This window comes from Microcoleus sp. PH2017_35_SFW_U_B (genome assembly GCF_020737865.1).
GTDB lineage: Bacteria > Cyanobacteriota > Cyanobacteriia > Cyanobacteriales > Microcoleaceae > Microcoleus.
Genome location: NZ_JAEQDE010000041.1, coordinates 53,036 through 65,337, shown reverse-complemented (window position 1 = coordinate 65,337; position 12,302 = coordinate 53,036). Strand labels below are relative to the sequence as shown.

General features: G+C 48.3%; 7 protein-coding genes. 1 reads left to right on the top strand and 6 read right to left on the bottom strand.

The window, feature by feature from the left end; genetic code table 11:
* Positions 1-126: 126 nt before the first annotated feature.
* From JGK36_RS11740 to JGK36_RS11715, 6 genes are all read right to left on the bottom strand, one after another.
* Positions 127-2,946: a hybrid sensor histidine kinase/response regulator gene (locus JGK36_RS11740; protein ID WP_293175163.1), complete on the bottom strand. Its 2,820-nt coding sequence runs from the start codon at positions 2,944-2,946 to the stop codon at positions 127-129.
* 234 nt (positions 2,947-3,180) lie between these two features.
* A complete protein-coding gene (locus JGK36_RS11735; RefSeq protein WP_293175161.1) occupies positions 3,181-3,498 on the bottom strand; it encodes a hypothetical protein in 318 nt (105 codons plus the stop codon).
* Entirely contained in the window at positions 3,495-3,788 is a 294-nt protein-coding gene (locus tag JGK36_RS11730; RefSeq protein WP_293175159.1) for a type II toxin-antitoxin system RelE/ParE family toxin, read from the bottom strand. Before JGK36_RS11730 ends, JGK36_RS11735 begins: the two co-directional genes overlap by 4 nt.
* Positions 3,789-3,981: 193 nt before the next feature.
* Positions 3,982-10,173, bottom strand: a complete 6,192-nt coding sequence (locus JGK36_RS11725) for a PAS domain S-box protein (RefSeq protein ID WP_293191486.1) — start codon at positions 10,171-10,173, stop codon at positions 3,982-3,984.
* Between the two features lie 205 nt (positions 10,174-10,378).
* Positions 10,379-10,879, bottom strand: coding sequence for a chemotaxis protein CheW (locus JGK36_RS11720; protein ID WP_293142860.1), 501 nt, complete (start codon positions 10,877-10,879; stop codon positions 10,379-10,381).
* Between the two features lie 506 nt (positions 10,880-11,385).
* Positions 11,386-11,751 carry a response regulator gene (locus JGK36_RS11715; RefSeq protein ID WP_293175153.1) on the bottom strand — a complete coding sequence of 122 codons (366 nt, stop codon included), beginning with the start codon at positions 11,749-11,751 and terminating at the stop codon, positions 11,386-11,388.
* Positions 11,752-11,857: 106 nt separating this feature from the next.
* Between JGK36_RS11715 and JGK36_RS11710 the strand changes: the two genes are divergently transcribed.
* Positions 11,858-12,058: a hypothetical protein gene (locus JGK36_RS11710; protein WP_293175151.1), complete on the top strand. Its 201-nt coding sequence runs from the start codon at positions 11,858-11,860 to the stop codon at positions 12,056-12,058.
* Positions 12,059-12,302 lie beyond the last annotated feature (244 nt).

Below are 12,302 nucleotides of genomic sequence, written 5' to 3'. Positions count from 1 at the left end.
TGATTGGGAATCTATTCGTTACCAGGCACTGCTGGGAAATAGTATTTTTTTCTAGGTATGTAGTTGCGCTTCAGCGCTCTTTGTATATATATGAAAGAGCGCTAAAGCGCAACAACGTACCTTTATTTAATGTTTGATTAATTTTGGTATTGCTTCTAAAAGTTGAGATTCACTGTAAGGTTTCGTAAAATATTGATTGGCGCCTAATTCCATTGCCATTTGTCGGTGTTTTTCGCCGCTGCGGGATGTCAGCATGGCTACGGGAATCTTAGCAAACCGCTGGGTCGATCGCATAGAGCGCAATAATTCAAATCCATCCATCCGGGGCATTTCAATATCGACAATCGCCAAACTGCAATCAAGACCATTTTGCAGCTTTTCCAGGGCATCCAAGCCGTCTTTAGCCTGAACTACGCGGTAGCGGGCACGAGTCAGCATCAGAGACAACAACTGCCGAATTGTATAGGAATCGTCCACTACCAAAATCTGGGGCGACTGACTCGAAGTCGGCGCCACTTGTGGCACTTTACCAGACACAGGGGCGATCGAACTATTGGATAAAGGTTGACCCACCAAATCATCCACATCCAAAATAGTTACAACTTTACCGTCCCCCAAAATCGTACTCCCCAAAACCCCGCGAGGCTTGGATAGAGGAGGCGGCAAAGGTTTAACCACAATTTCCTGCTGGCCGATCAGGCGTTCCACGGCCACCGCCAGCATTCCTTCGGTAGAAGCCAAAACCAAGACGGGAATGTGATCTTGAGTCAAAGGGTCTGGAGAGGGGCCATCGGGCCCGACGACGCTGTATTCGAGCAAATCTTGCAGTCGCACCAAACGAATAAATTCATCCCGCCACCACAACATCGGCTGATTGCCGGCGGTGTGAACTTCCGAAGCTTTAATATGCAGAATTTCCTCGACTGCATCTAGCGGTACTGCTATTTTATTGCGATCGGTCTTTACCATCAAAGCCTCAGTAATCGACAGCAACAATGGCAGTTTGATGATAAAACTCGTACCTTTTCCCAGGCGAGAGTCCACCTTCACAGTCCCCCGCACAGTCCGCAAATTTGTTCGCACCACGTCGAGTCCGACTCCTCGCCCGGAAAGATCGCTCACTTCCTCGGCAGTGCTGAAACCGGGCCAAAATAGAAAATCATAGAGTTCGGCAATCGAAAATTCTTGGGCTTGTTCTTCCGTCGCTAAACCCTTTTTAACTATTTTGCGGCGAATGATTTCCGGGTCAATACCTTTACCGTCATCGGCGACAGTAATAATAGTTTGGCCGCCTTGGTGGCGGGCTTCGATTTCAATTTGACCGCTGGCGGGTTTGCCAATTGCTTGCCGAACTTCGGGCATTTCGATGCCGTGGTCAAAAGCGTTTCTTACTAAATGTACCAAGGGATCGCGCAAAGCGTCGAGCAAACTTTCGTCAATTTTGGTATCCCTTCCTACTAACAGCAGGTTGACATCTTTATCGTAGGTGAGGCACATATCCCGAAGCGCCCTCGGTAAGTGGTCTACGGCGCGACTGAAACTCACGACTCGCAACTGCATGACGCGGCTGCGAAGTTGTTCGGTGATGCGGCGCAGTTGGTCGGTACTGCGCTCGAATTTCATTGCTAAGGTGTCTAATTTGGTGGCGGATTGAGAAATTGCTTCGGCGGTTTCGATGACTTCTGCGGCGGTTGAGTGGAACTCTGTATAACGATCCATCTCTAAGATATCGAAGTGAGAATGGTCGATCGAGGATTTGTCGTTAACAATCAGTGGAAATTCTGTTTCATATCCTGCAAGTTTTCCTAATCCCGAATTGCCGTTTCCTCCTCTCCAGTCTGCAAAACTCAGTCTGTCGTATTCTTCGCGCAACTGGCCGCCGAATTGATTTAAATCTACGATACTGCGGCGAATTCGCTTGACTTCGCCGCGCAATTCGGATTCTTGAAGTTCTAAATTTGTACGGTTGATCACTAATTCTCCGACCAGATTCACTAATTCGGTCAAGCGTTCTAAGTCTACGCGGATTGTCGGCCTTTGTGGGTTGGGGAGGGGGGGAGAGGGAGAGAGGGGAGAGGGGGAGAGGGGGAGAGGGGGGGAGGTTTCGGATGTTTGTGATTCGTTTGGGGGTGGGGGGGAGATTTGGGGGAGTTCGTTAGCGCAGCCCTCGAAGAGGATCGCCCTTCCTTCCAATAGCTGCTGGCGTGCGGTTTGCAACGACTGGGCGATCGCCCAACCCTCGGACTGCAACCGCTGTAAAGTCAAATCTGGAGAGTCGATCAAATCTCTGAGGGGTTCAGCGACTTTCCCAAAATCCGGCAATTGCAGCATTCCAGCCAAGCCGGAGAGTTGGTAATAAACCTGGTTGAGGGCGGTGACGCTTTTTGGCAAATCTGCCTCCGAAGCTTGGGAAAGCTCAGTTTCTAGGCGATTGAAGATTGGCGGCAATTCGTGTTCAAAAATCAGTTTCAGGGTTTCCGGGGCTGCCGATCGACTGGCTGCGGGGACTGGCGGCGGCCCCGGCTTGCCGTACTTTGCCTCGAACTGGGCATGAATTTGGGCGATCGCCTCCAGGTTTGACCTTTGATCGGGAGTGCTGACATCCGAGTGGTGAATTGCTTCGGCCGCTATCTTTTTGAGAGCATCCACCCCTTGCAGCAAAACAGTTATAGTGACCGGTTCCAGGGCCGACAAGTCCGTGCGATCGCGCAAAATGACAAAACAGTCCTCCAGCGTGTGAGCCGCCGCCGACACGTCTTGAAAGCCCAACATCGAACCCGCACCTTTAATCGAGTGAGCGGCCCGAAACATTTCTTTAACACCCGCTTGTCGCCCTTTCAAATCTGCGCCTTCCATCGCCAGCAGGTGAGTTTCCATTGACTGGAGAAACTCTTGCGTTTCTGCGGTAAAAGCATCTATTAATTCGTTTAAATCATCATCATCCATATATAGCAGTTGACAGTTGACAGTTGACAGTTGACAGTTGAGAGCTTGCCGTGAGCGTAGTCGAATGGTTGACAGTTGACAGTTACAAGGTACGGGAATCAAACCGTTTATGCTATAGGGTTCTAAGCTCTATTCATCAGGTTATTTATGTGAGCGCCGGATGTGGCGGTTGCTATAAATATGAATATCGGTGCCCAGTACTTTTGAACTATTACCGATAACCTCGGTTTTTTATTAATCCTTTGAACTCAACAAAATTTCTTTCGTTATTTCCGATTGCAAGCCAAGTTGTTGCCGCACTGCTTGCAATGATTTTCCTCTTTTTGCCTTCGGACGATCGCTTGGAGCCGGCACATCGTCAGCAGAAATAACTGGCTTTTTTAGAGCAGCCAGGAGTTGGTTTAATTCTGCTTGAAGTTCTGCCAATGATTCTCCATAAGGTGCAGTTTCTTTTTCCGAGCAGGCTGCGATCGCACCCGTATCGTCATAATACACCGTGCGAATTGTGTACCCGCCATCCTCAAAAAATACTCGATAATCCCAGTTCATCATAGTTCTTCCTCTTCCCCTTGAAATATGTATTTATTCCCAGGCTTGCCAGCGATGCGCTCTATACTGACAATTTTAACTTGCTGCTCAACGTTGTACAAAACGCGATATAGCCCCACTCTCAATTCCCATTCTGCTGTATTGTTTGGACGCAGGGGTTTCCGGTTGCGCGTCTCCGTAGTGGGTTCATAACAAAGGTTAGCTTCAATACCGTCAACAATTACATTCTGTTCGTGTTTTTTAAACCACTGCAAATCCTCAATTGCTTGGTCTGTAAACTCGATTTCAAACACGATAGCTGCACCTTAAAATATTCCAAATACCGATCTATGCTAGCATTCATCATCGCACACTGTGACTTCTTAACGGGAGCCTCTTAATATCATCTCCGAAAAGGATGACCCTAATAAGATTGGTTTGTAGTGAGGACTTTAGTCCGCATCCATAGAAGGACTAAAGTCCTCACTACAAACCTTTGACTAATAACTAACTGCGGAAATTAGCCACCGACTTTTGCAATTTGCTGACAGAACCGGATAAATCATCAAGCGATGCTTTGACATCGGAACCTTTTTGGGCAGTTGTATTTGCAATCTCATTGACTTGCTGCATACTGTTAGAAATCTCCTCAGCCGAAACAGTTTGTTTAGCCGAAGCGCGAGTAATATTCTGCACCAAAGCATTCATTTCTCGACTAACTTCGATGATGGCATTCAGGTGAGTTTTAGCTTCGCTTGCTAGCTTAGTACCTTCCACTACCTCCAGTGTTCCCGATTCCATTGCCTTCATCACGCGGCTGATTTCTTCTTGAATTGTACCCACAATTTCCGAGATTTCCTCAGTCGCGCCGGCCGATCGCTCTGCCAACTTCCGCACCTCTTCGGCGACAACCGCAAAACCTAAACCTTGTTCGCCGGCTCTGGCTGCTTCAATCGTAGCATTGAGAGCTAACAAATTGGTTTGGGAAGCAAGCTGAGAAATCGAAGTGACAATTTTGCCGATTTGTTGCGAAGATTCGCCCAAACGCTTCATCATTTTTGAGGTAGAGGCGATCGTCAACCGGAGCTCGTTAATGCCTTCGACAGCGCGATCGACCGCCATACCGCCGACTTCTGCGGTGTGAGAAGACTGCTGAGCAACGGTTTCGGCGCGCACCGAAACATCTCGCACGTCGCGGATCGAATTCACGATTCGCTCGATTTCCCGCATGATTGCAGATATTTTTTCTGCTTGAACTTCCGCCTGTTGAGTGAGTTCGCTGGTATTGTTAATTGACTCGCCAGTGGCAGATGTTACCTGTTCGGCTAAAGTTTGAATTCCCGTTACCACCTTCCGCAGAGAACCAATTAAAAAGTTAAAAGAGTCGGCGACAGCACCTAAAACGTCATTCGTTACTTCCGCCCTGACTGTCAAATCCCCTTGAGCTGCGCCTTTAATTTCTCCCAACAGTTTGAGGACTTGCTGCGTCATCGAATCGGCTTCAGCTTTGCGTTCGGCTGCAAATTTTTCCAGTCCTTCCTCTGCCTCTTTGCGCTCGGTAATGTCAAAGCGGATGGCGATATATTTGACTATGGTACCGCTAGTATCGAAGATGGGGGCGATCGTGGAATCTACCCAATAAAACGAGCCATCTTTGCGCCGATTTTTGATTTCCCCTTTCCACACCAAACCGCGAGAAATTGTCAGCCACATTTCGGAAAAAAATGCTTTGGGATGGTAGCCAGAATTGACAATGCGGTGGTCGCGGTGCAGCAGTTCTCCCATGCTGAAACCGGATATTTGGGTGAATCTTTCGTTAACGTAAGTAATTATGCCTTTGAGGTCAGTTTCGCTGACGATCGCAGCTTCATCGAGGGCATTTTGCCGCGTTTTGAGTTCTTGCAGCAAGCGTTCCTGTGCCTCGGCCAACTGCTGCATCTGCTGCTGCGATGCTTTTTCCTGGGTGACGTTGCGGCAAACGACTACACCACCTTTAATTGCTCCTGTTTCGTCTTTGAGCGGCCGGCCGTTAATTTTGACCCACAGGCCCTCAGGCTGGGCTGCGTGGCGGGTGAAAATATCTACATCGTCAACGGATTCTCCTCGAAGCGTGCGTACTAAAGGGATGTCGGCTGTGGGATAGGGAGTGACGGTATCGGGCAAAAATACACCGTATTTTGCCGCCCACTCGTTGGGGAGAGCATCTGTGGAACCCGAGCCAAACATATTTGTAGCGGCGGGGTTGAACAACACAAAATTGCCATTGGCATCGGCAGCAACCACGCCGTCGCTAATGCTGTTAATTAGCAGTTGCAAGAGATTGCTTTGCCCTCTAAATTCCTCTTCAGAACGGGCTAATTGGGCTGTTGTTTCTTGCAGTTGACTAATTGTTTGTTTGCTTTCGGTAATGTCGCGCGCGACTGCATACATGATCTTTTCTTCTATTAGCGGTCGCGATTTCCAGGACAGCCATTTGTAGGAACCGTCTTTGCAGCGGTAGCGATTTTCAAAAGATATTGTTTCGGCACCGCCGGCTACTTTTGCCGTTTCTGCCAAGGTTTTTTCCACGTCTTCGGCATGGACAAAATCGATAAAAGATTGGTTTTGGAGTTCTTCTACTGTGTAGCCGAGGGTTTTTGCCCAAGCGGGATTGAGACGCTTGAATTTGCCTTCAAAATCGGCAATGCAAAGCAAGTCTAGGGACAGGGTGAAAAATCGATCGCGCTCTGCTTCGGCTTTTTTGCGATCGGTAATTTCGATCGCCACACCGCCAACACCGATCGGTTTCCCGTCCTCTCCGGCCAAAGGAAAGTAAGAAGCCAGCCAATCTCGGATTACGCCCGGTTGATTGACGGTTGTACCTGCAACCTCAATATTTAAAAGCGGCTGGTTGTTTGCCAAAACCCCCTGCAAAATCGGCTGTAGAGTATCGACCATTTCCGGTATCACTTCTCTGACGGTTTTGCCTAGGTGTTCGGCAACTGAGACGCCGGTCGTTTCGGCCAAACTTTCGTTGACTTGCACGAACCGCAACTGCTCGTCAAAAATAAACATCGAGGCTGGGGCGGCGGCGAAAAATGCGTCAAAGCGGGATTGACGCAAAACTAATTCTCGTTCTAGGGCTTTGCGATCGGTAACTTCCAGAACGAAAGCACCGATACCAAGGGGTTTGCCGTCCTCTCCCGGCAAAGGAAAGTAAGAAGACAGCCAATCCCGCACCACATCTGGGTGGGCAGTGGTAGCGTGGGAGACTTCGAGATTTAAAATCGGTTCGTTGGTACTCAAAACCTGCTGGTACAGCGGGCCGAGAACCGGTGCCATTTCCGGTTCGGCTTCCCATAGGGTTTTGCCGATGTATGCTGAAGCCGGCTGGCCCCCGAGTTCGGCTAATTTTTCGTTGAACTGCATGAACCGCAGTTGGTCGTCGGTGATGAACATTCCCGCTGGTGCTGCGGCGAAAAAGGCATCAAAGCGAGCTTGACGCAAAGAAAGCTCTCGTTCTAGGGCTTTGCGATCGCTCAGATCGCGGCCTTCTGGAATTAATAGCACGACTTTGTCGCTCTCGTCTTTGATGGGTTTGAGGGAGAAGTCAAGGGTTGCGAGGAAACCCCCGGTAAGTAGGACTTCCGCTTCGTAGCGAACTACCTCGCCGGCGGCGGCTTTGGCGACAGCTTCTCGTACCTGTTGCTTGACTTCTGGGGAAATCTGCCACCACGGGGTTTCCCAAAACGGCTTGCCTACTACCTCTTCAATCCCCACCTCAGCGGCAAGGAGGGCTGTTTGGTTGATTTCCAAAACAGTACCGTCTGGCTCTAGCAGCCCCATGAATTGTAACGATTGGTCGAAAATGGCTCGGAACAGTCTTTCGCGATCGCGCAGCATTTCTTCTGCCCGTTTGCGATCGCTGATGTCGCGGGTAACTGTTGCCAACCCCATCGGCTCTCCTGTTTCTGGGTGTTTGACTGTAAATACGCTGTAGTCAACGGGAATGCGATCGCCGGTGCGAAAGTGCTTCAACCGAAACTCGCCCCGCCAAGAGCCAGTCTCCATGACGCACGGCATAATTTCTGCTGTGAATTGCTGGAGGTCTTCGGGAAAAAAGAATTCCCCCGTATTCTTAGTTTTGAGTTCTTCTGGAGAGTTGAGTCCCACTAGCTTCGTGCCAGCGGGGTTCAGGTAAAATGGCTCTCCCTCCATTGTTGCCATCCCGATAAAATCCGAGCTACTTTCGACGATCGATCTCAATCTTTGATTTTCGATTTCGGATTGCTTGCGCCCTGTAATGTCGTTGTTGGTTTCTAAAATTGCTTTGGGTTTTCCCTGTTCGTCTCGCTGCAAATTCCAGCGGCTGAATACGGTAATTTTGGTGTGGTACTTGGTGGTGTGAATCAGTTCTCCTTCCCAATAATCCCGCTCTGCTAACTGTGCCGATATTATTTCTAAAGGCTGGGGAAACATGGTGTGAAAAAGAGTGTGGGTCAGTTGACCCAAAGCTTCTTGTTTCGTGAAGCCGTACATTCTCTGGGCGCCTTGGTTCCAATAATTAATCGTGCCGTCAATGTCTCGAACAATCAAAGCATCGCTGGCAAGGTCGAGCATTTGCAAGTTCTGCTGCAAGGCTTGTTCGGTGCGCTTGCGTTCTGTAATGTTGCGGGCGATCGTTGACATAAATTCAACTTCTCCGCTCTGGGATTTGTGGGCAATAATTACTTGGGAAACGGGTATTTCTTCGCCGTCTAAAGTCTGCCAAATTGTCTCGCCGCTCCACACCCCGTCCCGGCAAGCTGCGGGGATACCAACTTCCATCAGAGTGTCCATACTTTTGGGCGATGTTACGTCAGAAATACTAATTCCGGCTAAATCTGAGTCCTTGCCAACTCTCAACATTTCTCTGGCTGCGCGGTTGAGATAGATGCTGCGCTGTTGGGAGTCTGCCATGCCTACCCAGTCGGTGGTGGTTTCTAAGATTGCTTTGAGCCGCAATAGTTCTTGTTCGGATTCGCGCCGTTGTGTGATGTCGCGCGAGAAGCCGAGAACGCCTAGAATCTTGCCTTCTGCGTCTTTGAGGGGCGATTTTTGGGTGTCGAAGATGTGTACTTTGCCGTCTGCTAAGGAGGCAATGTCGTTGGGGTTATGGACTTCCTGACCGTTGAGTACGGCTGTGTCATCAGCGCGCCAGCCTTTAACTTGTCTTTGAGGATCTGTTTGGGTATGGAAGTTGCCGAATATTTGCTCTGTGGGTACGTTGAGTTCTAGGTCATCTTTGCCTAGCATTTCTGCTTGGGTTTTGCCGAAGGCGGCGGCGAAACCTGCGTTGACTAGGCTGTAGCGGAAGTTTCGATCTTTGACGAAGATCAAGTCTGGGGTAGCGTCAATAACTGTTCGCAGCAAGTTTTGGGAGCTTTCAGCCTCGGCGAGTGTCTCCCGCAGTTGTTCTTCCATACGCACCCGGTTGGTGATTTCTCTAATGGCGCAAACGAGGACTTTGCTGCCGCCGGCATCTACAAAGGTAGATTTTTTGACCGACAGAAAACGGGTATTTCCGTCCGGTTCAGTAATGGTTTCTTGGGTTTCGCTGCTGGTGTTTGCCCAGAAAACTAATTGGTTTTTTTCTTCATATATGTCTGCTTGTTCTTTGGGCAAGAAGTCGCGGTAAGCTTTGCCAATTAGTTCCGATCTGCTGCGACCGATGTATTGACAAAAGGCATCATTTAATGCTAGCCAGCGGTGCTGTTCGTCTTTGACATAAATCGGGTCAGGGATGGTGTTGATGATGTTGTTTAAAAATTGTTCAGAGGCTTTTAATTGCTCTTGAACAGCGGTGCGATCGCGAACTTCCTGTTGCAATAGTGCGTTGGTTTGCTGAATCTGCTCGGTTCTGTCATTGACTCGCTGCTCTAGTTCTGCGGTTAGCTGCTGCAATTTGGCTTCTGTCTGTTTGCGCGCTGTTATGTCGCGGCCTTCCGCGAGAATTTGAAATACTTCTCCTGTTTCATTTAACAGGGGCTTAAATGATATGTCAATTACTGTCACCTGGTTGTTGGCTCCGGTGATTTCGTATTCTTCCCGTACAAACTTGCCTGCCGAGACTTGTTTAATGTTGGTTTTGAGGCGCTGCTGGTTGGTTGGGGATGATGCCCACCAAGGTGTGTGCCAAAATTTTAGCCCCAGCACTTCTGATGGTTCCAAATCGCCCAATTCTAATGCTGTCTGATTTGCTTCGATCAGAGTGCCGTCTGGGTTCAATAATGCGATTAGTTGAAAAGCTTGGTCGAAGATTGCCTGAAATCGCTGGGTTGTTTCGCTGAGGGCTTGTTCTGTTGCTTTTTTGGAGGTAAGAATTTGGGTGGAACCTACTAAGAATTGGTAGCGGTTGGACAGACTCAAAAAGGCGATCGCCGGAATGACAGTTATCCAATCCGATACAGTTTGTGCCACATGGGAGTGCGGCAATCCCAGGTATTCGGCTGCGTGGCCGCTGTGGCCGAAAGCGCAGCTCCAAAATATGGCTGCTGTGACTGTGGCGAAGATGTCGAACCCGAATTGACGGTTTCGCCACAAACCTAAGCTGATTAGCGAGGCGATCGCAAAGTAACAGAAACAAATAATACAATTGGCAATCCCAGCTACCAGCGAAATAGAAAAGTCAGGTAATGTCAGGGTGAATGTCGTGGCGATCGAACTATAGATAAAATTCATGATAAAATTAAGAATTGGTAAATTAAAGGCGATCGATTTTAGATTTTAGATTTTAGATTGACTCCATATTCTTCCTTTGTCAATTGTCAACTGCCTAAAAACCTCACTGTCAACTGTCAACTGTCAACTGTCAACTGCCAACTGCCAACTGTCAACTGTCAACTGCCAACTGTCAACTGTCAACTGTCAACTGTCAACTGTTTAATTACCAGCGTTCGGAATGGGCGATCGCCTCGACATCCACTATCATTAGCAAGCGTCCTTCGGAATTGTACAAACCTTTTAAGAAGGGAGCCAAGTCGGGACTGACATCTACTGCTGAGACAGTGCGATCGGGATTTAGAGACAAAACTCCTTCGACACGGGAGACAGCCAAGCCCATCCGCATTTTCGACAATCTCACATCTCGCGGATCGGGCGCTTCCACCACTAAGATGCGGCTGCTTGGGTGGTGGGTGTCAACCGGATCGAGCCCAGCAAACCGTCCGAAGTCTGCTGCTGCTAGGATTTCGCCCCGCAAGTTGGTTAATCCCAACAAAAATGGCAGGGTGTTAGGAACCGGGGAAATCGGTTGTTCGTTGAGGGAAAGAACTTCCCGCACTGCTTCTAACTCTACGCCAAAGAGACTGCCTCCTTGACCGAAAAGGAGAAATTGCTTTGTTCCAGTTGTCTGATTCCCCGCCGCCTGGGTAGCAGTTGTTTTCATTCCTGATTTTTTGTTTCTAGTGTATCTTACAAATGAGGAATTTGCTTTGCTAGGAAAGCCGATCGCTCCGAGAGTTTATCTGGATCGGTTTTACAGGATCAAATGGTTAAATAAATAGCGGGCTGGGCAACTGGAATGATTTCTCTAATATATCTACCACTTTTAAGGAATTTAGAAACCATGTTTGTTGAAAAAAAAACTGGGTTTCTCGCTATGATATTTGGTGAATGCTACTGAACACTTGATATAGCACAAAAGAGTGTGAGTGAGGTCAAGCGCGATTACCAATTACCTATTGCCAATTACCTCACTATTAGGAGAACGGCTATATTAGACCTCTTGCAAAAAAAATATATGTTATCCTTAAAAGTTTGCTCAAGTTTAGGTCAAACTTTGAATTATGGGGTTGATTGGCATCTCCTTAAACTTGTTCAGCCTGCTAGATTATAAAATTGTCTAAACTTTCTATAATAGCACAAAATTATTTTGCAAGAGGTCTATTTTGTTTAAGCCCAAAGCAGTCGCTGCACGATGTTGACGAGTTGCTGAGGCTCAAATGGTTTGCTGACGTAAGCATCGGCGCCTAAATCGGTTCCCCAAGCTTTATCGATATCGGTGTTTTTATGAGTACAAAATACTACTGGCAAGTGTGCAGTGGCGCGATCGCCCCGCAATTCTCTGATCACTTCAAATCCGTTCATTCGTGGCATCACTACGTCTAACACCACGAGATCCGGCGGCACTTCTCGGATCAGCGCGATCGCTTCTTCGCCGTCACCAGCCCGGATCACCTGCATTCCGGCATCTTGAAGAATGCGACAGATGATTTCCAGTTCGCTGGGAACATCGTCCACTACTAAAATTTTTGACATAATTTCACACTTCCTTACTATTGTTCACGGCGGATAATCTCGCTCCAGAAGCTGCTGGGGTGATGGCTTTCGCCCCGCTTCACTACGGTTATTTGATTGCGCCATTTTGCAAACAAATCAATGCACTTCTAAATACAATATAGCCGGTCACATAGCCTCAGCGAAGAAGGAAGAAGGAAGAAGGAAGAAGGAAGAAGGAAGAAGGAAGAAGGAAGAGGGAAGAAGGAAGAGGGAAGAAGGAAGAGGGAAGAAGGAAGAGGGAAGAGGGAAGAAGGAACAAGAAAGAGGGAAGAATAAGCCAGAATAAGCCAGAATAAGCCAGAAAGAAGAAGTCCGATGAAGTCGGAAGAGAAAAAAAGCTATCCCTGCCTCCGTGACTTCCGTGTCGCGAATCAAGGGAATTGGGAATTCCCAATTCCCACTTAAGAATGAGAATTAAATAACTTACACAAGTTTGTGGGGTGGGCGGGAGAGCCCGTCCAAAAAGGGCGGGATCTCCCGCCCACCCCACAATAACAATTAAAATTGTAAGTTATTTAATTTGCGATCCT

Coding starts and splice junctions, on each gene's coding strand:
- JGK36_RS11740 (WP_293175163.1), bottom strand. CDS start 2,946: ATGGATGATGATGATTTAAACGAATTAATAGATGCTTTTACCGCAGAA.
- JGK36_RS11725 (WP_293191486.1), bottom strand. CDS start 10,173: ATGAATTTTATCTATAGTTCGATCGCCACGACATTCACCCTGACATTA.
- JGK36_RS11715 (WP_293175153.1), bottom strand. CDS start 11,751: ATGTCAAAAATTTTAGTAGTGGACGATGTTCCCAGCGAACTGGAAATC.
- JGK36_RS11720 (WP_293142860.1), bottom strand. CDS start 10,879: ATGAAAACAACTGCTACCCAGGCGGCGGGGAATCAGACAACTGGAACA.
- JGK36_RS11735 (WP_293175161.1), bottom strand. CDS start 3,498: ATGATGAACTGGGATTATCGAGTATTTTTTGAGGATGGCGGGTACACA.